A 26715-nucleotide genomic window follows, 5' to 3' on the forward strand; every position below is an offset into this window, starting at 1 on the left:
GGGCTAAGTGCGGCTGCCCACGAGTGCGCGAAACCGTGACAACGGCCACGCCCGCAACCCAGGGCTCACCAATGAAGCAAAGCTACCCACCAGTTGTGGTTATTCTACGACCAATTTTACTCCCGCAATTCAATGGTTGCTAGCGCCTTTCCAGCAGGTCGAGGCGGTACGTTTCGTGCCGCTGCCCGGCCAGGTGGTGCATCGGGCCGTCGTCTCCGGCTTTGGCAAGAAAATGCGCGTGTACGTCGTCGCCCGTCAGGGGGTAGTCATGCACCGGGGGCGTCCAATGCACCAGCAGGAGCTGGCCGCCCGGCAGCAGCCGGCCAATGAGGCGGTCGGCGGCCAACGCCAAATCGGCTGCCGACCAGTAGTAGCCCACTTCCGATACCAGAATCAGGTCGAACTGCTGCTCCGGGATTTCTTCGGGCACCTGCATGCGCTGCACTGCCACGTGCGGCAAGCCAGCGCAGCGCTGCCGGGCCTGGGCCAGGGCGGCTTCGCTCACGTCCACGGCCAGCAGGTGGCCGCAGCGCGAGGCCAGCTGGGCCGTGAGCACCCCCAGCGAGCAGCCAATTTCAAACGCCTCCGGATAATGCGCGCGCGGCAGCGCCGCCAGGGTAGCTGCGTACTTTTCCCGCTCGTAAGGACTGCTTTCAAACCCCCACGGGTCGCGGTTGGCTTGGTACACCTGGTCGAAATACTCCGGTGGTAAGGTGTTGGGCTGGCTTTCATTCATGACGGAAGGGATTCAAAAAAAACTTCGTACGGACCACTAAAATGCGCCAGCATTTCCGCCGAAAGCAGAAACCCGGCCGGGTCGTCCTTAAATACCCCCGGCGCCACCTGCGACCGGTGCGCCGCAATGGCCCGCTGCTTCTGCCCCACCACCGCCCCGATATCCAGCCGGAACCCAGCCACCTTATCGGCATCCGTGGGCAAATCGGCCGGGGCGGCACGCTCCCAGGCCCACACCACGTACTCTAGGTAGCGCGGAGCCACCGCCATGCCGGCCAGGGCCGCCTGCACCAGCCGGCTGGTAGCGCGGTGGTCGGGGTGCGGGTCGCGCCGCCACGGCACCAACAAGGTAGCCGCCTGCTGGCGCTCCAGGTACTCGCGCAACTGAGTTACCGCCGCCGCAAAGCCGGGTTCCTCGTTAGACGCGGGAACCTGGCCGTCGGGCAGGCCCAGCAGGAGCGGCGCCGCAGCATCGGCCCCCAAAATAGTCAGGGCATGCCGAAATTCAGTTTCCCGCACCGCCTGCCGTGCCGGGCCGGAAAACAACTCGGACGCGGGGTGCGACATGCTGCCATCGCTCACCAGCACCGCTGCTGCGGGCGTGCCCGCCTGATGCAGCAGGGCCAGCAGCCCCCCACATCCCAGGGCTTCATCATCAGGGTGTGGGGCGATGACCACAGTAGGGCCCAGGCTGGCCACAAAGCCGGCTTCCCGAACGGGATAAGCGGAAAATGGAAGCGTAGTTTCAGAGGACATCGGCTGCTGAATTCTCGGACTTTATGCTTCGAAATTCTTGCCTTCCAGCACAAACCGGCCGACATCCGCCAAAGCGCCATCGGGCGCGGGCTGGCGCAGGTAGTGCGTCAGGTCGCGGTGCAGACGCTCGAAGGGCAGGGGTTGCAGCAGACCGCGCGCCCCCACGCACCGCTCGGCTCGCTGCAGCATGTCGAGGCTGATGGTTTCGATGGCGGTACGCGTCATGTTGGCGTAGGCCACGGTGGCTTCGGCCCCTTCGTCGGTGGCGGCTCCTGGGCGGGCGGCGTGGTCGGCCGCGCCACGCAGCCACTGGCGGCCGCTTTCCAGGGCAATGGCCATTTCGCCCAGCCGCTGGCGCTGGTAGGGGTCGTCGGTGCGGCCCAGGCCGCGCAGGAAGCCGCGGGTTTCCTCAAACACGGCCTCGGCGCCGCCCAGCTGCACGGCGGCAAACCGAATGGCGCCGCCACTGAACGCGGGCTGCCGGTAGTAGGCATTGGGCAGGCCAATCAGGTCCTCTGGCTCCAGTTCCAGCCCGGTCAGGTCGGCCCGGAAGCTGGCCGACGCCCGCATGCCCAGCGGCCGCCAAAACGAAGTGTCCAGCACCGGCGGCTGGGCATCGGCGGGCAGCACAAACAGCTGCCAGCCCTGCCCGTCGGGCAGCGCGCCCGTGATGAGGGGCCGGGCCACGTGGCCCGCACCGGAGGCAAAGGTTTTGGCGCCGCGCAGGCGGTAGCGGCCGTTGGCCAGCGGCTCCAGGTGCACGCCCTCGGCCGGATTCTCGGTGTTCCAAACCCCAAACAGTCGCCCGGCGCGGGCATCGGCCGCGTAGCGCGCTACCTGCGCCGCAGTGCCGAGCTGCTGAATGAGCTGCAGGGCATTGAAATGGCCTTCGAAAATCCGGCCTACGGCCAGGTTCCCGCGTCCAATGTGTTGCAATACTTTAAGGAGTGAATGCGTCGCGGCCGGCGTGTGGAGCGCGGCCCCGCCCAGCTGGGCTGGCAGCCCGGCCGTGAGCAGCCCCGCCGCGTGCAGCCACTCAAACTCCTGGGTCGGAAACGCGCCCACCACGTCGGTAGCACCGGCTTGCGCAAAAAGCCGGGGTGCCAGCCGGGCCGCCGCCGCTTCGGCTTGCGCGGGGCTACTTATGAACTCCGAAACCGGCGCATCGGGAAGCTCAACGGTGGTCTGGGGTTGGACATTGAGAGAAAGAGAAGTAACGGCCGACATACAGCTGGAAAACAAGCGAGAGGGAATAAGCTATACCAAAAAAATGCTCTCAGTGTTCGGATTCGTTGTATTTGGCGCTGAGTCGGGCGCGAAGTCATAATTCCGTTATGGCCGGGCTAGGTACCCGGCGGGGCGGGTCCGTACCTTCGCGGCGGCAATGGTGCCCTGCTTACTCGTCCCCTTTTTATGTCGTCTCGTCCTATTCGCGCTGCGTTGCTTTCCGTGTATCACAAAGACCGGCTGGCGCCCTTGGTGCAGGTGCTGCGGCAGCACGGCGTCACGCTGTACTCTACCGGTGGCACCCAGAAATTTCTGGAAGACGAAGGTGCCGAAGTAACCGCCGTAGAAGACCTGACCGGCTTTCCCGAGGTATTTGGCGGCCGCGTAAAAACGCTGCACCCGAAAGTGTTCGGCGGCATCCTGCACCGCCGGCACGACGAGGCCGACCTCGCTCAGGCCGAGCAGCACGGCATTCCGCCCATCGACCTAGTGGTGGTGGACCTGTACCCCTTTGAGGAAACCGTGGCCAGCGGCGCCGACGAGGCCGACGTCATCGAGAAAATCGACATCGGCGGCATTTCACTGCTGCGTGCCGCTGCCAAAAACTACCGCGACGTGCTGGTTGTCAGCAGCCGCGACCAGTACGAGGCCGTGGCCCAGCTGCTAACCGCCAAAAACGGCGCCACCGACCTCGAAGACCGCCGCCACTACGCCGCCGCCGCCTTTGCCACCACCTCGCACTACGACACCGAAATCTTCGGCTACCTCGCCCAGGACACCGCCGTGGCCGGCACCGCCCTGCGCGTGAGTGCCCAGCCCGCCACGCCCTTGCGCTACGGCGAGAACCCCCACCAGGCCGGCACTTTCTACGGCGACCTCACCGCGCTGTTTGACCAGCTGCATGGCAAGCAGCTCAGCTACAATAATCTGGTGGACGTAGACGCCGCCGTGGCCCTGATGGCCGAATTTGCCGAAGGCCCGCTTGCCTGCGCCATCCTCAAGCACACCAACGCCTGCGGCGTGGCCCAGGCCGCTACCCTGCGCGATGCCTACGTGAATGCCCTGAGCTGCGACCCCACTTCAGCGTTCGGCGGCGTCATCATCGTAAACCAGGAAGTGGATGCTGCCACCGCGGCTGAGCTCAACCAGCTGTTCTTCGAAGTGCTGATTGCGCCCGGCTTCGCGGCTGATGCCCTGCCGGTGCTGCAAAGCAAGAAAAACCGCATTCTGCTGCTGCAAAAGCCAGTAGTATTCGCCCCGAAGCAGGTTAAAACCCTGCTCAACGGCTACATTGAGCAAGATGCCGACCGCCAGAGCGAAGGCCCAGCCGATTTTCGCACCGTCACCCAGTCGGCTCCCACAGACGAGGAAACGACGGCCCTGGAGTTTGCCGGTAAAATCTGCAAGCACACCAAAAGCAACACCATCGTGCTGGCTCGCGCCGGCCAACTGCTGGCCTCAGGCGTGGGCCAGACTTCCCGCGTTGATGCCCTGCGCCAGGCCATTGAAAAGGCCCGCGCGTTCGGCTTCGACCTGCACGGTGCCGTGATGGCTTCCGACGCCTTTTTCCCCTTCCCCGACTGCGTGGAAATTGCCGGCGCCGCCGGCATCCGTGCCGTGGTGCAGCCCGGCGGCTCCATCAAAGACGCCGACACCATCCGGGCCTGCGACGAGCTGGGCATGGCCATGGTGCTCACCGGCGTGCGTCACTTCAAGCACTAGGCAGCTTGACTAACTCCCCTCCTTTTTTAAGGAGGGGATGTTCGAGCCGACAGGCTCGGACGGGGGTGGTAAAGTCGTTGCACGGCGACCGAACAAGTCCGGCGGGTACAATTCAACGACTTCACCACCCCCGCCGTCGCTTCGCGCTGGCGTCCCTTCCTTGAAAAAGGAGGGGAGGGTGGGGCGGCCCGGAAGTTATAATTAGCCTCCGCCCAAAGCTTCCGTACCTTTGCCCATTATTCTGCCCTGGCCAACGCCGGAGCTTCTCCTTTTCGCAGCTAACGCAATGGGTTTCTTTAGTTTTCTTAATTTTTCGAGCGACATAGCCATTGACCTGGGCACGGCTAATACGCTCATCATTCACAACGGCAAAATCGTGGTGGACGAGCCGAGCATTATCGCCAAGGACCGGACTACCAACAAAGTCATCGCCGTGGGCCGCCAGGCCCAGCAGATGCACGAAAAAACGCACGACAACATCCGCACCATCCGCCCGCTCAAGGACGGGGTAATTGCCGATTTCCACGCCGCCGAGGAAATGATTAAAGGCATGATTAAGATGATTGACACGCGGAACCGGCTGTTTCAGCCTTCGCACCGCATGGTCATCTGCATCCCGTCGGGCATTACCGAGGTAGAAAAACGCGCCGTCCGTGACTCCGCCGAGCACGCCGGCGCCAAGGTGGTCTGGATGATTCAGGAGCCGATGGCCGCCGCCATCGGCATTGGCATCGACGTGCAGCAGCCGGTGGGCTCCATGATTATTGACATCGGGGGCGGTACTACCGAAATTGCGGTTATCGCGCTGTCGGGCATCGTGTGCGACCAAAGCATCAAGACAGCCGGCGACGTATTCAACCAGGACATTCTGGACTACATGCGCCGGCAGCACAACCTGCTTATCGGCGAACGCTCGGCCGAGCGCATCAAAATTGAAGTGGGCGCGGCCCTTACCGAACTCGACATGCCGCCACCCGACCACGAAGTACGCGGCCGCGACCTGATGACGGGCATTCCGAAAGTAATTAAAGTAACCTTCTCGGAAATTGCCATTGCCCTCGATAAATCGGTGGCCAAAATTGAAGAGGCCGTGCTGAAAGCCCTCGAAATTTCGCCGCCCGAGCTGTCGGCTGATATTTACGAAAATGGCATTCACCTCACCGGTGGCGGCGCGCTGCTGCGCGGTCTGGACAAGCGTTTGGCCGCCAAAACCAAGCTGCCTATTCACATTGCCGAGGACCCGCTGCGCGCCGTAGTGCGCGGTACTGGCAAGGCTCTCAATGACATAGAAGCCTTTAAAGGCGTGCTTCTCACCTAAGAATTAGTAATTGGTAATTAAGAACTGAATGGTTGGGTCTCGGCGAATATTCCACACGTTTCCCAAGTTGGTTAATTCTTAATTACTAATTCTTAATTACCAATTAAGAATTAAACCTCCTCGTGCGGAATTTATTTCTTTTCCTGTTTCGCTTTCGTGGGGTACTGATTTTTGTCTTGCTGGAAGTAATTAGCTTGTACTTATTTGTTACAAGTAATTCGTACCAACGGGCGGCTTTTTTCAATTCGGCTAATAAATACGCCGGCGTGGTATTGGAGCGCCGCATGCAGGTAACGGACTACTTCCAGTTGGCGGAAATGAACCGGCAGTTGGCAGTTGAGAATGCCAGCTTGCGGCAGCAGCTTTTTCCGCCAGATAATGCGGGCCGCGAAGCCGATTCGGTAGCCCTACCCCCGGCCCGCACCGATTCGTTGCGGCGTATTCGCTACCAGCGTCCCGCCGCGCGGCCCGATACGCTGCTATTGGGGCAGCAGGCAATTGCGGCCCGCGACCCGGGTTATCCACTAATGCCGGCCCGAGTTATCAACAATATGCTTCGAAATGTGGATAACTACCTCACGTTGAACGTGGGCAGTGCCAATGGCGTGCGCCCCGGCTTGGGGGTGATTGCGGCGAATGGGGTAGTGGGCCGGGTGAAAGTGGTGACCGAGCACTACGCCACAGTCACGAGTTTGCTGAATTCCAAAACCAGTATTTCTTCAAAAATTAAGCGCGATGGCACCTTCGGGACCATCCGCTGGCTAGGCGACGACCCCATCCACGCCGTGCTCGACAACGTGTTGCGCGAAACCCGGCTGGTGAAGGGCGACACGGTGGTAACGTCGGGCTACAACACGGTATTTCCCGAAGGCGTTTTTATCGGCACCGTCGATTCATTTGTAAAAGAACCCGACAAAAATTTCTGGACGGTGCGTGTGAAGCTGGGGGTCAATTTTGCTAATCTAACCTACGTGTACGTGGTGACCAGCCGGCCCAAAGCCGAGCGCGACACCGTAGAGGCCCGCTCGGGCATGCCACGGGAAGGAGCCCCGCGTCCATGAGCGGCCTCCGGTTTCTACTCGTTCAGCTGTTGCGCTTCGCCCTCTATGTGGGCGTGCACGTGCTGCTGATTAGCCGGCTGGTGCTATTTGACCTGGGCTGGTGTTTTCTCTACCTGGGTTTTCTGCTGTTCTTGCCCATCGGCACGCCCATTGTGGTGCAGCTGCTGCTGTCGTTTGGCCTGGGCCTGACTATCGATGTTTTCTACGACACGGGCGGGCTGCACGCGGCGGCAGCGGTACTACTGGGCTTTTTGCGGCCTTGGGTACTGCGGCTGCTCACGCCACGCGACGGCTACGACAGTGCCGACACGGTGAACGTGCACCAAATGGGCTGGCAGTGGTTCAGTGTGTACATGGCGCTGCTGGTGATGCTGCATCACGCGGCATTTTTCCTGCTGGAGCTCGGCAGCTTCCGCAACCTGGGACTCACGATGGGAAAGATGCTTGTCAGTGCACTCTTTACCAGCCTGGCGCTGTTGATTGTGCAGCTACTGTTCTTTCCCGTGCGTCGCGGACGGAGTTAGTGGTTAATGATTTCAGCGTAAGAAGTGGTTGTTATTCTTGAATTCTACAATCGCGCCCAGACGCCAACCTCACCCCCTAGCCCCCTCTCCAAAAGAGAGGGGGAACTAGTTCTTAGTCTTAGCTCCTAGAAACTAGGTTTTTAGAACTGATTCTAGTCCCCCCCCTCTCCTGGGGCTTCGCGCATAAAGCGAACCGGGGGCTAGGGGGTGAGGTTGGCGCCTGGGTTGCACAAAAGCAGCTACAAATACCGTTATAAATGCAATATCTGGAAGGCCGCAAGTATATAGTGAAGGGCATCTTTTTGGTGGTGGCCCTCATCTTCCTTACCCGGCTGTTTTTCATGCAGGTGCTGGACGGTACCTATAAACTGGCCGCCGACCGCAATACCCTGCAACGCCTGGTGCAGACGCCGTATCGGGGTCTGATTTACGACCGCAACAACGAACTGCTGGTGCAGAACACGCCCGTGTACGACCTGATGGTGGTGCCCCGCGAAGTGAAGGGCCTCGACTCGCTGCGGTTCTGCGAGCTGCTGCAAATCCCCTTGGAAGACCTGCGCGAAAGCCTGCTGGCTGCCAAAAAATACTCCCGCAACAAGCCCTCGCCGGTGGTGCAGAACCTGACCACGCCGGACCTGGCTGCTATTTCCGACCGGCTGGGCGATTTCCCAGGCTTCCGGATTCAGGCGCGGATGGCGCGGGCGTATCGCACCCCCAACCTGGCGCACGCCCTGGGCTACGTGGGCGCCATCACGCCGGCGTTTCTCGAAAAACCGAAGTATGCCAAGTACCGCCCCGGCGAAAACGTGGGCATTTCGGGCCTGGAGTCTTACTACGAAGAAACGCTGATGGGCCGGCGCGGCGTGCAGTACAAGATGGTGAACGTGCGCGGTATCGAGAAAGGCAAGTTTCGGGACGGCGAGTTTGATACGCTCTCGGTGGCGGGGCAGGACTTGCACCTGAGCATCGACGCCGAGCTGCAGGCCTACGGCGAGCAGCTGCTGGCCGGCCGCCGCGGCTCCATTGTGGCCATTGACCCCAAAACGGGCGAGATTCTGGCCTTTGTGTCGGCCCCGCACTACGACCCCAAACTGCTGTCGGGCAAGGGCTCCGGCAACCGCTACATGGCCCTGCTCAACGACCCCAACCGGCCGCTGTTCGACCGGCCCCTGATGGCCACTTACCCGCCGGGCTCGGTGTTTAAGCTGGTGAACGAGCTGGTGGCGCTGCAACTGGGGGTGGTCACGCCCAATACCGCGTTTGAGTGCAACCAGCGGCTGGTGCGCTGCACCCACCGCCACGAGCGGCCCAGCAACGTGAGCATTGCCATCAAGCAGAGCTGCAACCCCTATTTCTACCAGGTGATGCAGGCGGCCGTGGTGCGCGGCCAGGCGCCCAACAAGTACGACGACGCCCGCATCGGCCTGGGGCAGTGGCAGAAAATGGTGAAGTCATTCGGCCTCGGCGAAAAGCTGGGGGTGGACATGAGCCAGGAAAAACGCGGCCTCATTCCTTCGCCGGAGTTCTACGACAAGAAGTTCTTCAACAAAAAAGAGAATCGCCAGCACCGCTGGAGCTACCGTAACGTGTATTCGCTGAGCATCGGACAGGGCGAAATCGGCATTACGGGCCTGCAAATGGCCAACGTGCTGGCCACCATTGCCAACAGAGGCTATTACTACACGCCGCATTTCGTGCGCGGCATCGGCAACGGCGGGCCGCTGCCCCAGTACCGCGAGCGGCACTACACGGCCATCGACACCACGCTGTTTAAGCACATCATCCCCGGCATGATGCAGGTAGTTGACGGCAACGGCGGCACCGGTAACCTGGCGTCGTTGGCGCAGTTTGGCATTTCGGTGGCCGGCAAAACCGGCACCGTGCAAAACCCCCACGGCTTCGACCACGCCACGTTTGCTGGCTTTGCGCCCGTCAATAACCCCCGGATTGCCATTTCCGTGTTTATTGAGAACAGCGGCTTTGGGGGTACCAGCGCCGCCCCGGCCGCCGGCCTCATGATTGAGAAGTACCTGCGCGGCAAAGTGGCCCCGCACCGCAAAAATTGGGAAGACTGGGTGATGTACGGCGACTTTACCAAGAAGCTGAAGTACTAACTACCGTTCGATGGGCCGCCGAAACGCGGCGCTGCGCCCCTGGTCGTATTATTCGCCTCCGCTAACATTTCCTGCGTATTGAAGTTACAGAGCCTCTTTCGTTCTCTTTAACTTTCGTATTTATGGAATCTCTGCAAGGAAAAGTTGCTCTGGTAACCGGTGCCGGCAAAGGAATTGGCCGGGCCGTAGCCCTGGCCCTCGCCGCCGAAGGCGTACACGTGGGCCTGCTGGCCCGCACCGATAGCGACTTGCAAGCCCTGGCCGCCGAAATTGCTGCCGCTGGGGGCACCGCCGCCACCGCCGTGGCTGATGTGGCCGACCGCACTGCCGTGAACTTGGCCGTGGTCAAAATTCACCAGGAGCTCGGCCCGATTGACATCCTTATCAACAACGCCGGCATCGGCAGCTTCGCCAAGTTTCTAGAGATGGAGCCCGAACAGTGGGAGCACATCATTCAGGTAAACCTGATGGGTACCTATTATGTGACCCGCGCCGTGCTGCCGGACATGATTTCGCGTCAAACCGGCGATATCATCAATATTTCCTCCACTTCCGGGCTGCGGGCGGCGGCGGGCAGCAGCGCCTACAGTGCCTCGAAATTTGCCGTGCTCGGCCTCACCGAGGCGCTGATGCAGGAGGTGCGCAAGCACAACATTCGCGTGTCGGCACTCACGCCCAGCACCGTGGCCACGCCGCTGGCGCTGGAAAACAAGCTCACCGACGGCAACCCCGAAAAGGTGATGCAGCCCGAGGACCTGGCCGAATTCATTGTGTCGCAGCTGAAGCTGAACCGCCGGATTTTTATCAAAGAAGCGGGCATGTGGTCGACCAATCCGTAGTTTCTGCGAGTTAGCCCGCTGTTTTGAACGCCCCTGCGACACTCGTTGCGGGGGCGTTTTTTATCTTATTAGAGCTTCTCGAACGGAATATTCTGGATGCGGTATGACCTCCAGTCCTGGTAGTCAAAGTGCCACCATTCGTCTGGGATTACCTTAAAGCCATGCTGCTCCATTTTGCTGCGCAGCAAATCCCGCTTGGCGCGCTGCTCGGCGGTGCCGCCGGCGTACGCTACGTAGGAGCGGGGACTCATTTCGTCGTAGGCGCCGGTCATGGCAACTTCCTTGCCCGTGGCGATGTCCCACAAGCTTAAATCGACGGCGCACCCCCGGTTATGACGGGAGCCTTTTTTGGGGTTGGCTACGAATTTTCGTTTCTCCCTGGGTGTGATGTCCCAGAAAAGCTTGGTCACGCTCCAGGGGCGGTAACCGTCGAAAACCAGCAGTCGGTAGCCGAGCGTTTCCAACTCCTTATTCACCCGCACAAGTGCTTCTGCGGCGGGACGCTGCAAAAAAGCTCGGGCTTCGGAATAGACCGCCCGGCCTGCAAAGTTCTTGGTGGTGGCGTAGCGAATATCCAGCCGAATACTCGGGTCGAGCCGTCGCAACTCAACTAATTCGGATGGTTTGAAAGCGCCGGTTTCGTGCGGCGGCCTGGCCGCGCAACTACTTACCATGAGCACTGCGCTAAAGGCCCATAACCGCTGAAACGAAGACAGTTGATTGTCAGGATTACGCATGGGGCAGCACATTTAGGAATAAAAAAGGCCTCCGAAGAGGCCTTTTAAAGAAGTTGTTGTGCAACTTACAAAATGCCGCTCAGGAAGCCGGGGACAATGCCAAGAGCGATGCTCAGCAGCGCCAGCAGCGCGAGGGTCACGGTCTGGACGCCATCGACGGGCACAGGCGTGGCGCCTTCCTCGGCGGGGCGCAGGTACATGGCAATGAGGGGCCGCAGGTAGTAGTACAGGCCCACCATGCTCATTACGAGGGCAAACACCACAAGGCCGATGTAGCCCTGGCCCACGGCGGCAGCCAGCAGGAAAAACTTGCCGAAGAAGCCGCCCGTGAGCGGAATGCCGGCCAGCGAGAGCATGGCCACCGTCATGCTGAACGCCAGTAGCGGGTTGGTTTTGCCCAGGCCGTTGAGGGCGGCGTAGTCGTCGCGCTGGCGGTGGTCGGCCACCAGTTTCAGCACGCCAAAAGCGGCGATGGTGGCAAGTGAATAGGCCAGGGAGTAAAAGAAAATGCCGCTGGCGGCTTCGCCGGTGAGGTTGCCCCGGCTGGCCACGAGGCCGATGAGCAGGTAGCCGGCGTGGCTCACACTGGAGTAGGCCAGCATGCGCTTGGTGCTGGTTTGCACGGCGGCGCCCACGTTGCCCAGCAGCAGCGTGAGGGCGCACATGGCCTGAATGGTGGGCAGCCAAAAGCCCTGGGCAGCGGGCAGAGCCACGGCCAGCAGCTTGAGGAAGGCGGCGAAACCGGCCGTTTTCACCACGGTGCTCATGAAGGCAGTGAAGAAAGTGGGCGTGCCTTCGTACACGTCGGGCGTCCAGAAGTGAAACGGCGCCGCCGACACCTTGAAGCCAATGCCGATAATCATCATCAGAATGCCGATGTAGAGCATGGGCTGCAGGCTGGCATTGGCGGGTGCCGCCACGGCCGTGCTCAACTCCGATAACACGAAGGTGCCGGTGGCCCCGTAGAGCAGCGCCACGCCGAAGAGCAGAATGCCGGTGGCAAAGGCGCCCATCAGGAAGTATTTCAGGGCGGCTTCGTTGCTGCGCGCGTCGCGCTTGCTGGAGCCGGCCAGCACGTACATGCTGACACTCAGGATTTCAATGCCCACAAACAGCATGATGAGGTGGTTGTAGCCTATCATCATCACGGCGCCCACCAGCGAGAAGAGCAGCAGGGAGTAGTACTCGGCCAGGTTGGGCTCGCCGGCCGCCACGTAGCTGCGCGAGAAGGGCAGCAGCACAATGGTGGTGAGCACCACGATGCCGGTGAAGGCCACCGTATAGTTGTCCACTACCAGCATGCTGTTGTAGAAGGACTGCGTGCCCTGGCCCCAGTCGGCCAGGTTCACGCCGAACACAATCAGCAGCAGCAGCATGGCTCCGGGCAGCAGCACCTTGTTCGAGCGCAGGAAGCCCAGGAACAGGTTGATGATGCCGAAGACGGAGAGGAGAATGATGGAAGTCATATGCTTAGCTGTTAGCCATTAGCCTATAGCTGTTAGCTCTGTTTCTTTAAGTATTTACGATGGCCGGATGAGTAAAACCCGTGCAGCCATGCCGAGAGCTAATAGCTAACAGCCATCAGCTAGAAGCTACCATCAGCGCCCTACCAATGACAGCAGGTTGGTCACGGCCGGCTCCGAAATATGCAGGAACGTGCCCGGGAACAGGCCCAGCCAGAACACCAGCACGATGAGCGGTACGAGTATCAGCAGCTCGCCGCCGGTGAGGTCGGTGATGGTTTCGGAGAAGGCAGAATCGGGGCCGAGCATGACGCGCTGGAACATGCGCAGCAGGTACACGGCCGAGAAAATGATGGTGAGGCCGGCCACGGCGCCCACCCAGGCGTTGTACTGGTACACGCCGGCCAGCAGCAGGAATTCGCCCACAAAGCCGCCCGTCAGGGGCAGGGCCACGGTGCTGAGCAGCATTACCAGAAAGCAAACCGTGAGCAGGGGCGTGCGGCGGGTGAGGCCGCCCAGGTCGGGGATGTGGCGGGTGCCGGTGCGGCGCTCAATGGCATCGGCCACGAAGAACATGCCCACCACGTTCACGCCGTGGGCCAGCATCTGCACCACCGCGCCCTGCAGGCCAATGGAGGTGAGCGAGAACACGCCGGCCGCCATCAGACCCACGTGCGAGAGCGACGAATAGGCAATGAGCCGCTTCAAATCCTGCTGCCGAATGGCAATAATAGCCCCGTAAATAATACCGATAACGGCGAGGATAACTACCAGAAAGCCCCACTGGCTTACGCCCAGCGGCACCACCGGCAGCAGCCACCGCATGGTGCCATAGATGCCCATTTTCAGCATAATGCCCGAGAGCAGCATGGTGGCCGGCGCGGGCGACTCGGTGTACGTGTCGGGCTGCCAGGTGTGGAAGGGGAAGATGGGCATCTTCACGGCGAAGGCGGCGAAAATGAGCCAGAACAGCCACGATTGTTCCGACGCGCTCAGCGTGAGGTTGTAGAAGGCCGACAGCTCGGAGGAGTGCGCTGCCAGCGAGCCGGCGGCGGGGCCGGTTTGCAGGTATAAATACATGAAGCCGGCCAGCATAAACAGCGAGCCTACCACGGTGTAGAGGAAAAACTTGAGGGTGACGGCCACGCGGCGCTCGCCGCCCCAGGCGCCGGCCAGGAAGTAAATCGGAATCAGCGCGACTTCCCAGAAGAAGTAAAACAGGAAGGCATCGAGCGAGACAAACACACCGATGAGGCCGGTTTGCATGAAGAGCACCAGCGCGTAGAAAGTCGAAGGGCTGTCGTAATTGTGCTTGAAAGCGGCCAGCAGAATGAGCGGCACCAGAAACGTAGTGAGCAGCACCAGCAGCAAACTCAGGCCGTCGAGGCCGAGGTGGAAGTTGATGCCCGCCGAGGAAATCCAGGCGTAGTTGAGATTGAACGCCGCCGAGCCGGTGGTTTTAAAGGCAAAAACGGCGTACACCGCCAGGCCAAATTCGAGAAGCGAAGCACCCAGGGCCAGAGCCCGGGCGGCGGCTCCCTTAATGAATAGCAGCAGCAAAGCGGCGGCCAGCGGGAGGAAAAGCAGTACGGCAGTCAGCATGAACGAGCGGGTTGGGCGCGTTGCGGGGCAGGGGAACCGCCTCGCAAATTGACCGCAAACTTACGCACGGACCGGCAAGGCTGCACGGTATCGGCGGAACTTCTGTGCCGGAAGTGCTTTTCGGGGAGGTAGCAGCACGCTTGGGCCGGCGGGCACGTATTTATTAGGCCGGAAGGACTAGGTTTGTGCAGACCTGTTTTAAGTTGCATCAGCCCATGTTTCCAATCCTGCGCGTGGCCCGGCCCACCGATGATTTGCCGGCCCTCATCCGGTTTTACTGCCAGGGCCTGGGGTTGCAGCGCCTAAGCTCCTTTGCGGACCACAATGGTTTCGATGGCGTGATGTTGGGGCATCCGGGCAGCGCCTATCATCTGGAATTTACCCATGAGCCCGGCCTCCAAGTAGGGCGGGCCCCCACTGCCGACCACCTGCTGGTGTTCTACCTGCCCGATGCGCTGGAGTGGCAGGCTGCCGTGCAGCGCATGGCCGACAACGGTTGCCTGCCAGTGCCGTCCTACAACCCGTATTGGGACGAGCACGGCCGCACCTACGAAGACCCGGACGGCTACCGGGTGGTGCTTCAGCACAGCGCCTGGCCATTGTAAAATTGCTTAACTCTCGAAAATGATGACGCAGAACCGTGGCGTTGTTTCGCGGCTGGCGCCCACGCCCAGCGGCTACCTGCACCTCGGCAACGCCGTGAATTTTGTGCTCACCTGGCTGCTCACCCGGCAAGTCGTACCCGGTAGGGCCGGCGGCGTGCTTCACCTGCGCATCGACGACCTGGACCGGGCCCGCCTGCGCCCGGCCTACCTCGACAACATTTTCCGGGTCATCGACTGGCTGGGCCTCGACTACGACCACGGCCCCACCGGCCCCGACGACTTTTTGCGCCACCATTCCCAACTGCTGCACCTGCCTGAGTACAACCGCGTATTGCGCCGCTTGGCACAGCAACCGGTCCTGGTGCAGGCCAGCCAGCGCACCCGCACCGGTGGCCCCGAAGCCCCCGTGCCGCTCGACACGCCCGGCGCCGCTTGGCGCACACAGGTACCCGCCGGGACCACCATAGCCATTGCCGATGCCTGGCAGGGCAGCACCAATGTGCCGCTCGGCGCGCTGATGCCGGATTTTGTCATCCGCAAGAAAGACGGTGTGGCGGCGTACCAGGTGGCCTCAGTGGTAGATGATTTGCGGCTGGGTACTACCCTGGTGGTGCGCGGCCTGGACTTGCAGCCCAGCACGGCCGCGCAGCTGTGGCTGGCCAGCCAGCTCTCCGAAACGGCGGCTTTCAACGCAGCCCGGGTTCGGTTCTTCCATCATCCGCTGCTGACGGATGCGGGCGGCCAGAAGCTTTCCAAGTCGCAGCAGCTGCCGCTGGACGCGGGCGTGCTGGCGCAAAAGGACGGAAAGCGGGCCGTATTTCAGGCCGTAGCCGGCTTGCTGCAACTACCCACCGGCGCAGGCGAGTCGCTGGCCCTTCTGCAACAGCACCTCCGTGAAATTTCTTTTCCTCTTTAAACTCTGTGCAAAACCACTACCGCACTTCCTTCTTGAACTGTTCGGCCCAATAGTCGGCCAGGCGGGTGGGTTCGGGCAGCTTGTAGCCGCGCAGGCAGTCCAGGGTGAGGCGGGTGGCGGTGGCCTGGTCGCAGCGGTGGCCGGGGCTCACGAAAAGCGGCAGCACCTTGTCTTTGCTGCGGATAACCTCGCCGATTAAGTCGCCGGTTTTGGCATCGGTGAGCGGCGTGATATTGCCGCGCTCAATTCCTGGTTCCTGGAAAACGCCCGTGAGCTTCTGCTTGGCCACGCCGAAAGTGGGCACGTCGAGCAGCACGCCAAGGTGCGCGGCAATGCCCATGCGCCGTGGGTGCGCAATACCGTGCCCGTCTACCATTATTACATCGGGCTTGTTTTCGAGTTTGGCGAAGGCGTGGATGACGTTTGGCGCTTCGCGAAAAGAGAGAAAGCCGGGCACATAGGGCATGTCCACGATGCCGTAGTTGTACACTTTTTCCACCAGCTCCAGGGTAGGGAATTTGAGCACCACGAACACCGAGAGAATCGTGTCGGGCGTGGGAAACGACGAGTCACAGCCGGTAATGAGGCGTGGTTCGTGGGCCAAGGGCTCGGCGCGTACGCGCAGGCGCATTTCCTGTTGCTGTTGGGTGAGGCTTTTCACCAGAACGGGGTCGGGCGGCGGGCCGGGCGGGCGGTAGTAGGCCATGTTTTTTAATTAGTAATTAAGAATTGGGGTCGTGGTTTCTGCTGCTACGGCAGGGCCGCCAGCCACGTTTGCACCAGCTCGGCATCAGCGCGCCAGGTGGGCTGGCCCAGCATGGCGTGGCAGCGGCCGGGCAGCTCGTGGTAGTCCGTCGTTGACGCGGCGTGGCGGTAGCGCCGGTAATTGGCCCGGTTGAGGGCGGCGGGCATGATGCGGTCGGTGCCCCCGGCCAGAAACAGCAGCGGCGCGTGCGGCCGGTGGAAATCCACACGAGCCGCCAGGCTCAGGGCCCCGCGAATCAGCCGCTTCGACTCTGGCGCGGCCAGTTGGTCGTAGTACTTGTGCTGGTCGGGCAGCGGCAGGCCGTTGGCAATGGCGTATTGCCACTGCGCGAAGGTGGGCAGAAACGTGGTTTCCAGCGATGAAAACAGCCCCAGCATGGGCAGCACCGCGCGAAACAGCGACCAGTTGAGCACCGCTACGCCCAGCGGCGGAGACGACTCGATGGCCACGCCCGCCGCTACCGCATCCTGCTGTAGCAGCAGCTGCACGATGAGCCCCCCAAAGGAATGCCCGATGACGATGGGCTTGGCGGGTAGCTCGGTAATGAAATCGGCGTACACGCTCAGCACGCTGGTCAGGTCGTTTTGGGCAATGGGCGAATGCGGGTGCCGGGCCCGAAGCCGCGCCGCCGGGCCCTGCTTGTGGGGCCAGTCGGGGGCATGGCAGGTGTAGCCCGCGCCTTCAAAAAATGCCTTCCAGTTATCCCAGCAAGCGGAAGTAACCACAGCCCCGGTGATAAAAACAATGGCGGGAGCAGAACCGGACAAACCCATAAGGCAAACTCGAGAGAAGGCTAAAAAATGCGGTTGGCTGACGACCAATTTAGCACGAAAGCTAGCCGGTAGCCCCATCCTGACACCCTGAGGCAGCGAGGAGCGTATGAGGGGCATACGTTTCTTGTTTGGCTATGTCTGATTCTGCTGCTGCTCACCCCGAACAACCCGCCGCTACCGGTGCCGGCCCTTGGCTGGAGCGGCGCTATTGCATCGACGTGGCCCGGCCGCGCCGCACGCCCGCTCAGCTCATGGCCGAAGTCCAGGCCGATGTAGCCCAATTCGCGCCCGAGCTGCTGGCTGACTTCAAGAAAAAGGAAGGCTCCGAAAACGGCTTGCGGGTGGGCGAGGAATTCGAAATTACCATCCTGGGCCCCTGGAACGGGTGCGTGCGCGTGACCGAAGTTGGCGCCACGTCCTTCGAGTTTATCACCTTGGAAGGCCATCCCGAGGCGGGCCGCATTCGTTTTGAAGCACATTACCTGGATGAGTCGCCCGAGGTGCTGCGCTTTGAAATCCGCTCGCGGGCCCGCTCCCGCGATGGGCTGGTGGCCTTTGCCTACAACACCACCGGTATCGGCAAGCGCGTGCAGGAAGCCACCTGGGTGGAGTTTTGCCGGCGCGCGGCCGCCGCCAGTGGCGGCCAGGCCTTGGGCGACGTCGTCGTGGAAACCCATACTCAAACCGAAACCGGCACCCATGACCACGAGCGCCATGCGTAACGCCGCCACCCCGCCGCCGTGGGAGCAGCAGCGCGCCCGCCTCGACGCCTACGCCAACACCGAAGTCAACTACGACTTCAGCCGCCAAAATGAGTACACCACGGAAACGGGCTGGCGCATAGACGACTACGAAACCGACCTGCCGGCCGAAGCGCCCGGCCCACCCGCCGCGGCCGGCGCATTCGCGGCGGCGCAGGATGTGCTGCGGCGCTACGCCTTCCCGCCGCCCGACCTTATCACCGGGATTTTCTCGCCCGACGGCCCGCTCGAAAAGCGCGTGATGGTGCTGCGGGCGCAGTTTTTATTCTTCACGTTCTACTTCGGCGTGCGGGTGAGTGGCGTGACCGACGAGGCCGCCCGCGCTACCCCCCACGGTCCCGAACGGGTGTGGGGCTACGGCTACCGCACCCTTGAGGGCCACTTTGAGCGCGGGCAGATTGACTTCACCATCCACAAAAACCTGAATACCGGCGCGGTGCAGTTCCGCATCCACGCTGTGTCGCAGTCCGGCCAGATTCGCAATCCTTTCTACTGGGTTGGTTTCAAGCTATTTGGACGAATCCTCCAGCGCAAGTTTGCCCACGAGTCGCTGAAGCGAATGCGGGCCCTGGTAGAGGCCGCGCTGGCGCAAGGCGCGCCCGCTGCGGTGGCAAATGCTTGACAGGATAGTTAGTTGAACAGGCGCTTTTCGGCCCAGAACGTGCCGAACGGAAAGACGGACGCCACCAGCGCCAAGGCCGTTTTCCCGAATGACCACCGGTACTGAATGGCGACCTGAATGACCAGCAGCACGTATACCACAAACAGTACGCCGTGCGCCATGCCCACGTAGCGCACCGCCGCGGGCTGCCCCGCCATGTACTTCAGCGGCATGGCAATGCCCAGCAGCACCAATAATGAGACGCCTTCCAGAAAACCAATTAGCCGCAGGCGGCCCAACGACGTAAGCAATAAATTACCGGGGGTGAGGGACATGGTGCAGGGTATAGAATACGGCCGCAAAGGTACCCCACGCTTTCCGGCCCTCCTCCCACAAACCTTCGCCAACCGGCGCGGTTAGCCCACTTCCGGCCTTCGGATTCTCAGCCGCTGGGCCAACAGCACCGCAGTGGTGCCAATGCAATATTCATAAATCAACACTCATAATTCCCAACAATGCTTCCTACTAAAGCTTACGCGGCCCCGGCCGCCAGTGTGCCCCTAGCCCCTTTCGATTTTGAGCGCCGCGACGTGGGCGCGCACGACGTACTCATTGATATCCAGTTCTGTGGCGTGTGCCACTCTGACCTGCACCAGATTCGCGACGAGTGGGGTGCGGGCATTTTCCCCATGGTACCCGGCCACGAAATTGTGGGCCGCGTGACCCAGGTGGGCGACCATGTGAAAAACTTTAAAGTGGGCGACCTGGCCGGCGTGGGCTGCATGGTGGACTCCTGCCGCACCTGCCCCAGCTGCCAGGAAGGCCTGGAGCAATACTGCGAGGTAGGCATGGTGGGCACCTACGGCGGCACCGAAAAGGAAACTGGCCGGCCCACCTACGGCGGCTACTCCAACCAGATTGTGGTAGACGAAAAGTACACCCTCAAGGTATCCGATAAGCTCGACCTGGCCCGCGTGGCGCCGCTGCTGTGCGCCGGCATCACCACCTACTCGCCCCTGCGGCAGTGGAAGGTGGGCGAAGGCCACCGCGTGGGCGTGATGGGCCTGGGCGGCCTGGGCCACATGGCCGTGAAGCTGGCCGCCGCCATGGGCGCCGAAGTGACCGTGCTCAGCACCTCGCCTGGCAAGGAAGCCGATGCCAAAGCCCTGGGTGCCCACAAGTTTGTGGTAACCAAAGACAAGGAGCAGCTGAAGTCAGTGAACAACTACTTCGACTTCATCATCAACACCGTGTCGGCCCCGCTCGACTTGGCTTCCTACCTGAACCTGCTGCGCCGCGACGGCACCATGATTCTGCTAGGTGTGCCGCCCGAAGCCCCGCAGGTTCACGCCTTCAACCTCATTGGCAAGCGCCGCCGCATCGCCGGTTCGCTCATCGGCGGCATTGCCGAAACCCAGGAAATGCTGGACTTCTGCGCCGAGCACAACATCATGTCCGATATCGAGCTGATTGACATCAAGGACATCAACGAAGCGTATGAGCGCATGCTAAAAGGCGACGTGAAGTACCGCTTCGTGATTGATTTGGCCACGCTGAAATAAGCTCCGGTTAGAAAGCAAAAAGCACGTTATGCTGAGCGGAGACGAAGCATCTTTACCGCGTAAGTAATCAATTTACTGCTGCGGTAGAGATGCTTCGACTGCGCTCAGCATGACGTTCTCGTAGGCGTCGAACGACTCTCTAAACAGTTTCATGAAAAAATCCCCGTGCAGCAATGCGCGGGGATTTTTTGTTTGGGCAGGCATGAAGCAGATAGCCGGGCTAAATCGCCGCAATATGCATCGCAGACACGGCGGGCCAGGGCGTGGATGTTACCTGCACGGCGTCCCACAGGGCTTTTTGGCCGGTGTAGTGCAGGAACACGCGCGCCGTGGTGATGATGTCCTTTTCGCAATACCCCACGATGCGGGCCAAGTCTTTTTTTACCCAGTAGGTATGGGCTACCTGCGAGCCGTCGATGTCGTCTTTGGGCGAGGGAATTCCGAATAGGCCGGCCAGCAGGGCCAAGGTGATGTGGCCTTTATTGTCGCCGAATTTCCACAGCTCCATGGTGTCGAGCAGGTGGGGGAGGTCCCAGGGCCGGTGGCCGGCAATGTCGAGCATGGGCGGCAGGTCCTGCCCGCAAATCAGCATGCGGCGGCCCAGGTAGCCGTAGTCGAACTCGCGGCCGTTGTGGGCGCACAGGAAGTAGCCATCGGGGCCGGCCGTTTCGAGCTTGGCGTACCGGCTGGGGCCGTAGGGCGCATAGCGCTGCAGGAAATGGCCAAACCCGCGCAGTACCTCGCATTCATCGTCGTCGGCGAAGGACTTGGTGCGGAATTCCAGGGTGTCGTCCTTCAGCAACCGGAAGAAGCCCACCGAGATGCACACCACCTTGCCGAACTCGGCGTAGAGGCCGCCGTTGGCAAACAGTTCCTCGTGCGTTTGGCCGTCGGCCAGCTCGCGGGCGTGGCGCTTCTCGCAAAACTTCTGCCACAGCGGCTGGTGCGTGGCCGGCAACTCGGCGTGGGTGGCGTGGCCCGGCACGGTTTCAATATCGACGAAGAAAACGCGGGTCAGGTCAACGTGACGGAGAATATTCATGGGTAGCAGCAAAGAGGAACCGCTATGAAGGTAGCGCCTGCCGCGCCCGCCTGCCAAATTATGCGGCGCAAACCCCTGTCGATTCGCGGCCGGGCCATTTCCTTGGAGCAGGGCCCAAATCATAGGTTGGGACGCCTCAAACCATAAATCAAGGCGGCAAGCCGGAGACGGGGGCGGACCTTTGCTTCGGCTTCTTTCAAGAAATACAACGCCGAGCAATAACGGAAGGCCGTGATGCGATATCAGGACTTACGCATTCAGTAGCTGGCGCGCGTCTCTGACGCGTGGCTTGCTGGCTTGGCGTTTCCAAACGCCGCCGTTCGCCCCGGCTAGTCTCGTTAGCTCCGCGCGTCAGAGACGCGGAACCAGTGGGCAACGCGTGGGAGACGCGCGCCAGCTACTGAATGCATAAGTCCTGTCTAAGAAGCTGTTTAGGAAGTGGCCAAGCGGGCGTCAAACATAAAAGACTCCCACAAAAGCGGGAAATTTGAGGTGCAACCCATCTCCTTTCCCTCCCTATGGAAGTCCTGCGCAAAGATATGATTACCCGTTGGCTATTGCCTTACCTGCCCGCCCGCCCGGGTGGCCGCCGCTGCGCCGCCGACCCGGCGGAAGTCGTGGATATGTAACTGCTGGCGTATTAGCGGCTCTGACTTCCAAATAACCGGTAAAATATAGCGCGTGCGCTGCAACAAAGCCATTGCTTTCCGACTCTTTACGGCACTTTTTCTCTTCCCCAAATACCGCTCTCACTTACTTCCTTTTTTCTGTTTCCTTCTGCACATGCTGTATTCCTACCGCTTGCTATTGGCGTTGCTGCTGGCCGCGTCTGCTTTCACCAGCCCGGTTTGGGCACAACAGCCGGCCCTACCAGCCGGCCCACCCGCCGGCACCGGCTCCATTACGGGCGTGGTGCTCGACTCGCTGAACCGCCAGCCCGTGCCCTACGCCACGGTGGTGCTGCTGCCGCCCGCGCCCAACGAGAAGGCTATTACGGGCATTGCGGCCGACGATAACGGCCGGTTCACCTTTACCAAATTAGTGTCGGGTCCGGCCCGGCTGCGCATCAGCTACGTGGGCTACGGCACCCAGACGCGGGCCGTGACCATCACGGCGGGGGCTACCGATGCGGGCACGTTCCGGCTGCCCACGGCGGGTACGGCGCTGGCCGAGGCCGTGATTATCGGCACCAAGCCGGTGGTGGAGGTGCGGCCCGACCGCATCGTGTACAACGCCGAGCAGGACGTGAGCAACGCCGGCGGCACCGCCGCGGATGTGCTGCGCAAGGCCCCACTGCTGGCCGTGGACGGCGACGACAAAGTGACCCTGCGCGGCTCCAGCAACTTCCGGGTGCTCGTCAACGGCAAGCCCTCGCCCACCTTTGCCAACAACCTGGCCGACGCACTGAAGTCGCTGCCTGCCGACCAGATTAAGTCGGTAGAAATCATCACCACGCCGCCGGCCAAATACGACGGCGAGGGCACGGCCGGCATCATCAACATCGTGCTCAAAAAGGGCGTGGACCGGGGCCTGAACGGGCGCGTGGGCCTGGGCGGCGGCAACCGTGGCCTCAACAGCAACGCCTCGCTCAACTTCAAAAAGGGCAAAGTGGGCCTGAGCGTGTCGGGCGGTACGGGCCGCTGGTATGGGCCGCAGGAGTCGGCGCGGGACCGTACCGACTTTTTCGTGCGCCGCCCCGATGGCAGCCCGGCCCAGCTCACCCAAACCGGCAGCGGCCGCTTCGGGGGGCGCTGGGGCTACGGCAACCTGACCGTGGACTACGACCCGGCCGAATACCACAGTTTCTCGCTCAGCGCCGGCCTCAACCCTTACTCGGGCAGCGGCCAGCAGGTGCTGCGCAACCGCTACAACGCCGGCAACCCCGTGCTCGACCAGCTATTTGTGCGCGACACGGAAAATCTGTTCAGCGGCTTCAATGGCGAAGTGACGGGCACCTACACCCGCACCTTTAAGCAGGCCCGCCGCGAGTGGAGCATTCTGGGGCAGGCGGCCGACAACTCCGGTACGTTTGGCTACGACGTCAACCAGTTCGACGGCACCATTGCCCGGCCCGTGGAACAGGCCAGCTACCGGGAGCGCAGCCGCGGCCGCACGCCCGGCACCGAATTCACCCTGCAAACCGACTTTGTGCAGCCCCTGAGCGAGAAGCAAACCCTGGAAATGGGCCTGAAAAGCATCTGGCGCCGGACCGGCTCGGTGGCCGAGGTTGATACGTTTTTGGCCGGGCAGCAAGCCGGGCTGGCCCGCTCCCGGCAGCGCAGCACCAACTTCGACTACCGCCAGAACGTGCAGGCGGCCTATGCCACCTACTCCTTCACGCCCTTCAAAAAGCTGAATATGAGCCTGGGCGCCCGTGCCGAGCGCACCAACCTCACGGCCAACCTCTTCACGCCGGTGCGCCAGCCGGAATTCGGGCAGACCTACACCAGCCTGCTGCCCAACGGCAACGCCCAATACGCTTTTAGTGAGATGACCAGCCTGCGCCTGGCGTATTCGCGGCGCATCACCCGGCCGTTTATCGATTACCTCAACCCCTTCGTGGACCGCTCCGACACGCTGAACCTGCGTACGGGCAACCCCGAGCTGAACCCGGAACTGACCGACTCCTACGAGCTGAGCTACAACACGCTGGTGAAAACCGCCACCCTGAGCGTATCGGCCTCGGTGCGCCGCACCGACAATGCCATTGAGGCCGTGCGCCGGCCCGCCGCCGACGTGGCCCTGCCCGACGACAGCCGCCGCCCCGGCCCCGGCGTCATCGTCGAAACCTTCCAGAATGTGGCCGCCAACACCAACTACCAACTCAATTTCTACGGCTCGGTGAAACCCAATAAGAACTGGGACCTGAGCGGCGGCTCCAACGTGGAGTACATCGTGCGCCGCTCGCCGGCCCTGGGCATCACCCGGCGCGGCGTCACGGCCGGCCTCAACGTCAACACGTCCTACAAGCTGCCCAAAGACTTTACGGCCTCGGCCTTTGCCTTTGCCTCGCTGCCCTCCATCGATTTGCAGGGCCGGGGCGGGGCCAACCTCTACTACAACCTGGGCCTGAAAAAAACCTTCCTCGACAAGAAAGCCGACTTCGTGGTGAACGTCACCGCGCCCTTCAACAACTATTGGGACTACCGCAGCCGCCTCGAAACGCCCTCCTTTGAGGACCGGACGGTTAACCGCAACTTCCAGCGCAGCTTCCGTCTCAGCTTCAGCTACCGCTTCGGGCAGGCGCAGCAGGGCAAGCAGCGCAAGTCCATCTCGAACGACGACGTGAAAGGCGGCGGTGGCAACAAGCAAGGCGGCCAGTAAGCCAGATACAAGCGCCAAGCTGTTTCACAATGATTTATAAAAATCCGATGCGGGGCTGACTGACGCGAATACCCCAGGTTGTAGGAATGGGCCTTGGCGCGTTCGGCGTCTGAAAGCGAACCGAGAGGCACGCCCCGAACGCCGAACGCGCCTTGGCGCGTTCCTACATCGTTTTCTACTGCGGGTTTGTTGTAATTGTCCGGCATTGGCCCCAAACAGTAATTTTCTGCCGGAGCCACCGGCCCGGTGTCCTGTTCACCAACCCCGAAACCGCTTCAGGAAGACAATTCCCAGCAGCGTATTACTGGCGACTATTTTTGAAAAATTATTCTTCGCGGGAGTATGAAAAATACGGGAAAGTATGTGGGCATAGCCGTTAGTTTGGCGGTGGGCATTGGGGTAGGGCTGTTGGGAGGGAAGTACGTGGGCGCGCAGCTCGCGCACGGGCGTTGGAGCGGCGGGCAGGTGGCCGCGCTGGTGGCCTTGCTGCCGCTGGCCTGGCTGGTGGCCGTGGGCCTGCACGAGCTGGGTCACGCGCTGGCGGGCACGCGGCAAGGCTTTGTTTTGCAATGGTTTGTGGTAGGTCCGCTGATGTGGAAGAAGCTGGACGGCCGCTTGCGCTTCCGCTGGAACACCAACCTGAATACGGCCGGCGGCATGGTGCTCAGCGTGCCGCCCGACGACCACGACCTGCGCCGGCGCTTCATGGCGTTTGCGGCGGGCGGGCCGCTGGGCAGCGTGGCGTGGGCGGCGCTGGCGCTGGGCATCTGGGCGCTGCTGCCCACCTCGACTACGGCCACGGGGCAGGTGCTGGCCGCCGGTTTGGCCGGCAGTGGCGGTTTTTCGGCCTTCCTGGCGCTGTTAACGGCTGCTCCGTTCCACACCGGCGGTTTTTCCAGCGATGGGGCGCGGGTGCTCAATCTGTGGCGCGGGGGCCCGGCCGGCCAGCTCGAAATGGCGGTGCTGTCGGCTTTTGTGCGGTCGGCGGCCGGGATGCGGCCTCGCGAACTGCCTTTGGCTGAGCTAGAGGCGGCCGTGGCGGAGCCCGCAGAGCTGCCATTCAAGCTCTACGCCTACCAATCCCTCTACCTGGCGGCGCTCGATGCCGGCCAAATTGACCAGGCCGAGCATTACCTGCGCGAGTACCGCGACCGGCTGACCCTGACGCCGCCCGCCCTGCAAGCTAGCGGCTGGCTGGAGTCGGCGTTTTTCGCAGCAGCCTACGAGCATGACCTGCCGGCCGCCCGCGCCTTCCGGGAAAAGGCGCGGGTAACGGCCCACACGCCGGCCGATGTGCTGCCCCGTACCGAAGCCGCCCTCGCCCGCCTGGCCGGCGACACCGACGCGGCCCGCGCCCAGGCCCAAACCGCCCTGCGCGAGCTGCCCAAAACCCTCGACCCCGGCAGCGCCCGCCTCTACACCGAGTGGCTGACCGAAACCGTGCGCTGGGCTGGGCCGTCGGTGCCGCAGTAGCCGCCGGCCCGCTGTTGGCCCGCGGGCCTTAGCGCAGGTGCAGGTGGCGCAGCACGTCCTGGCGGTAGGTGCTACCCACGGGCAGCTCGCGGGCCCTCACCAGCAGCAGGTTGCCGCTGAGGCGCTCCACGCTGGCCAGGTTCACGAGGTAGGATTTGTGGATGCGCAGGAAGTGCCCGGCCGGGAGCTGACTTTCCATCTGCTTCATGGTTTCGGCCGTGAGCAGCACGCGGCCCGAGGCCAGGTGGCACTTCACAAAATTGCCGTAGCCTTCCACAAACAGCAGCTCGGCAAAGCGCACCCGCTCGGTGCCGGCATCGGTTTTCAGGAAAAGAGAATCAACCGCCGGCTCCGGGGCAATAGCGGGGGCCACCGGTGGTCCGGCCGGGATGCCGGCCCCGTTGCCGGCGTGCAAGCGGTTGATGGTTTTGACGAACCGCTCGAACCGGATGGGCTTTAGCAAATAATCCACCACGCCCAGCTCGAAGCCATCGAGGGCGTGCGCGGCGTGGGCGGTGCAGAGCACCACGGCCGGCGGCTGGGGCAGGGCCCGCAGCAGCTCCAGGCCGGTGAGGCCGGGCATGTCCACATCCAGAAACAGCACATCGACGGGCATGGTACGCAGGAACGTGAGGGCCTCCACGGCGCCGTAGCAGCTGCCGGCCCAGGTGGCCAGGCCCGGCAGGCGGTCGAGGTAGGCACGCAGCACGGTGTGGGCCAGCGGCTCGTCATCAATCAGCAGGCAGCGGAGTGGGGCGGGGGCGGGCATCAAAGTACAAGCTGAAGAGTGGCGG

Annotated in this window: 24 protein-coding genes; 13 read left to right on the forward strand and 11 right to left on the reverse strand. The window is 62.1% G+C overall.

Annotation, left to right across the window (positions count from 1 at the left end; translation table 11 throughout):
• Positions 1 to 139 precede the first annotated feature (139 nt).
• From GM79_RS03465 to GM79_RS03475, 3 genes are read right to left on the reverse strand one after another with little or no spacing between them, the layout of a single operon-like run.
• Positions 140 to 736 carry a class I SAM-dependent DNA methyltransferase gene (locus GM79_RS03465; protein ID WP_035559265.1) on the reverse strand — a complete coding sequence of 199 codons (597 nt, stop codon included), beginning with the start codon at positions 734 to 736 and terminating at the stop codon, positions 140 to 142.
• Positions 733 to 1491, reverse strand: a complete 759-nt coding sequence (locus GM79_RS03470) for a PIG-L deacetylase family protein (RefSeq protein ID WP_035559268.1) — start codon at positions 1489 to 1491, stop codon at positions 733 to 735. Before GM79_RS03470 ends, GM79_RS03465 begins: the two co-directional genes overlap by 4 nt.
• 21 nt (positions 1492 to 1512) lie before the next feature.
• A complete protein-coding gene (locus tag GM79_RS03475) occupies positions 1513 to 2733 on the reverse strand; it encodes an acyl-CoA dehydrogenase family protein (RefSeq protein ID WP_235183905.1) in 1221 nt (406 codons plus the stop codon).
• A gap of 171 nt (positions 2734 to 2904) precedes the next feature.
• Between GM79_RS03475 and purH the strand changes: the two genes are divergently transcribed.
• The 6 genes from purH (at position 2905) to GM79_RS03505 (ending at position 10296) form a co-directional block, all read left to right on the forward strand.
• Positions 2905 to 4440 (forward strand): bifunctional phosphoribosylaminoimidazolecarboxamide formyltransferase/IMP cyclohydrolase, encoded by a 1536-nt coding sequence (purH, locus tag GM79_RS03480; RefSeq protein WP_035559273.1) that lies wholly within the window; start codon positions 2905 to 2907, stop codon positions 4438 to 4440.
• Between the two features lie 286 nt (positions 4441 to 4726).
• Complete coding sequence (locus GM79_RS03485) at positions 4727 to 5758, forward strand: rod shape-determining protein (RefSeq protein WP_035559276.1); 1032 nt, start codon at positions 4727 to 4729, stop codon at positions 5756 to 5758.
• Between the two features lie 122 nt (positions 5759 to 5880).
• Positions 5881 to 6819 (forward strand): rod shape-determining protein MreC, encoded by a 939-nt coding sequence (mreC, locus tag GM79_RS03490; protein WP_035559279.1) that lies wholly within the window; start codon positions 5881 to 5883, stop codon positions 6817 to 6819.
• 29 nt (positions 6820 to 6848) lie between these two features.
• A complete protein-coding gene (locus GM79_RS03495; RefSeq protein ID WP_235183906.1) occupies positions 6849 to 7343 on the forward strand; it encodes a hypothetical protein in 495 nt (164 codons plus the stop codon).
• A gap of 257 nt (positions 7344 to 7600) precedes the next feature.
• A complete protein-coding gene (gene mrdA, locus GM79_RS03500; RefSeq protein WP_035559284.1) occupies positions 7601 to 9457 on the forward strand; it encodes a penicillin-binding protein 2 in 1857 nt (618 codons plus the stop codon).
• Positions 9458 to 9579: 122 nt separating this feature from the next.
• Positions 9580 to 10296 (forward strand): 3-ketoacyl-ACP reductase, encoded by a 717-nt coding sequence (locus tag GM79_RS03505; RefSeq protein ID WP_035559287.1) that lies wholly within the window; start codon positions 9580 to 9582, stop codon positions 10294 to 10296.
• A gap of 68 nt (positions 10297 to 10364) precedes the next feature.
• On the opposite strand, the gene GM79_RS03510 is transcribed toward GM79_RS03505, so the two are convergent.
• The 3 genes from GM79_RS03510 to GM79_RS03520 all read right to left on the reverse strand — a co-directional run bounded on the left by GM79_RS03510 (position 10365) and on the right by GM79_RS03520 (position 14098).
• The gene (locus tag GM79_RS03510) at positions 10365 to 11033 is read right to left on the reverse strand and encodes a M15 family metallopeptidase (protein WP_051718459.1); all 669 of its coding nucleotides are present in this window, start codon (positions 11031 to 11033) and stop codon (positions 10365 to 10367) included.
• Positions 11034 to 11098: 65 nt separating this feature from the next.
• A complete protein-coding gene (locus tag GM79_RS03515; protein ID WP_035559293.1) occupies positions 11099 to 12499 on the reverse strand; it encodes an NADH-quinone oxidoreductase subunit N in 1401 nt (466 codons plus the stop codon).
• A 132-nt stretch (positions 12500 to 12631) separates the two neighbouring features.
• Positions 12632 to 14098 (reverse strand): NuoM family protein, encoded by a 1467-nt coding sequence (locus tag GM79_RS03520; protein ID WP_035559296.1) that lies wholly within the window; start codon positions 14096 to 14098, stop codon positions 12632 to 12634.
• A 215-nt stretch (positions 14099 to 14313) separates the two neighbouring features.
• Here GM79_RS03520 and GM79_RS03525 point away from each other — a divergent pair, with 215 nt between their 5' ends.
• Together GM79_RS03525 and GM79_RS25330 are read left to right on the forward strand one after the other, a co-directional pair.
• Positions 14314 to 14703 carry a VOC family protein gene (locus GM79_RS03525; RefSeq protein WP_035559299.1) on the forward strand — a complete coding sequence of 130 codons (390 nt, stop codon included), beginning with the start codon at positions 14314 to 14316 and terminating at the stop codon, positions 14701 to 14703.
• Between the two features lie 19 nt (positions 14704 to 14722).
• Positions 14723 to 15619 carry a glutamate--tRNA ligase family protein gene (locus GM79_RS25330; RefSeq protein ID WP_161787107.1) on the forward strand — a complete coding sequence of 299 codons (897 nt, stop codon included), beginning with the start codon at positions 14723 to 14725 and terminating at the stop codon, positions 15617 to 15619.
• A 16-nt stretch (positions 15620 to 15635) separates the two neighbouring features.
• Here the strand turns inward: GM79_RS25330 and nfi are convergent, their stop codons facing one another.
• Positions 15636 to 16325 carry a deoxyribonuclease V gene (gene nfi / locus GM79_RS03535; RefSeq protein ID WP_035559304.1) on the reverse strand — a complete coding sequence of 230 codons (690 nt, stop codon included), beginning with the start codon at positions 16323 to 16325 and terminating at the stop codon, positions 15636 to 15638.
• Between the two features lie 44 nt (positions 16326 to 16369).
• Entirely contained in the window at positions 16370 to 17152 is a 783-nt protein-coding gene (locus GM79_RS03540) for an alpha/beta hydrolase (protein ID WP_235183907.1), read from the reverse strand.
• Between the two features lie 140 nt (positions 17153 to 17292).
• On the opposite strand from GM79_RS03540, the gene GM79_RS03545 reads away from it, so the two are divergent.
• Both GM79_RS03545 and GM79_RS03550 read left to right on the forward strand, forming a co-directional pair.
• Positions 17293 to 17880: a DUF1990 family protein gene (locus GM79_RS03545; protein WP_035559309.1), complete on the forward strand. Its 588-nt coding sequence runs from the start codon at positions 17293 to 17295 to the stop codon at positions 17878 to 17880.
• Positions 17858 to 18541: a DUF1990 family protein gene (locus GM79_RS03550; protein WP_051718460.1), complete on the forward strand. Its 684-nt coding sequence runs from the start codon at positions 17858 to 17860 to the stop codon at positions 18539 to 18541. The genes GM79_RS03545 and GM79_RS03550 overlap by 23 nt, the downstream gene beginning before the upstream one ends.
• 8 nt (positions 18542 to 18549) lie before the next feature.
• Here the strand turns inward: GM79_RS03550 and GM79_RS03555 are convergent, their stop codons facing one another.
• On the reverse strand, positions 18550 to 18855 hold the full coding sequence (locus GM79_RS03555; RefSeq protein ID WP_035559312.1) for a DUF3817 domain-containing protein: 306 nt from the start codon (positions 18853 to 18855) through the stop codon (positions 18550 to 18552).
• A gap of 180 nt (positions 18856 to 19035) precedes the next feature.
• Here GM79_RS03555 and GM79_RS03560 point away from each other — a divergent pair, with 180 nt between their 5' ends.
• Positions 19036 to 20082 carry an NAD(P)-dependent alcohol dehydrogenase gene (locus tag GM79_RS03560; RefSeq protein ID WP_035559315.1) on the forward strand — a complete coding sequence of 349 codons (1047 nt, stop codon included), beginning with the start codon at positions 19036 to 19038 and terminating at the stop codon, positions 20080 to 20082.
• Between the two features lie 220 nt (positions 20083 to 20302).
• Here GM79_RS03560 and GM79_RS03565 read toward each other — a convergent pair whose 3' ends face one another.
• Positions 20303 to 21124 carry a ribonuclease H-like domain-containing protein gene (locus GM79_RS03565; protein ID WP_051718461.1) on the reverse strand — a complete coding sequence of 274 codons (822 nt, stop codon included), beginning with the start codon at positions 21122 to 21124 and terminating at the stop codon, positions 20303 to 20305.
• A 783-nt stretch (positions 21125 to 21907) separates the two neighbouring features.
• Here GM79_RS03565 and GM79_RS03570 point away from each other — a divergent pair.
• Both GM79_RS03570 and GM79_RS03575 read left to right on the forward strand, forming a co-directional pair.
• Positions 21908 to 24448, forward strand: coding sequence for a TonB-dependent receptor domain-containing protein (locus tag GM79_RS03570; protein WP_035559317.1), 2541 nt, complete (start codon positions 21908 to 21910; stop codon positions 24446 to 24448).
• Between the two features lie 342 nt (positions 24449 to 24790).
• On the forward strand, positions 24791 to 25921 hold the full coding sequence (locus GM79_RS03575) for a M50 family metallopeptidase (RefSeq protein WP_035559320.1): 1131 nt from the start codon (positions 24791 to 24793) through the stop codon (positions 25919 to 25921).
• Positions 25922 to 25949: 28 nt separating this feature from the next.
• On the opposite strand, the gene GM79_RS03580 is transcribed toward GM79_RS03575, so the two are convergent.
• A partial coding sequence (locus GM79_RS03580) for a LytR/AlgR family response regulator transcription factor (protein ID WP_235183908.1) occupies positions 25950 to 26715 on the reverse strand: 766 nt, incomplete at its 5' end.

It is taken from the genome of Hymenobacter sp. IS2118, assembly GCF_000715495.1.
GTDB lineage: Bacteria > Bacteroidota > Bacteroidia > Cytophagales > Hymenobacteraceae > Hymenobacter.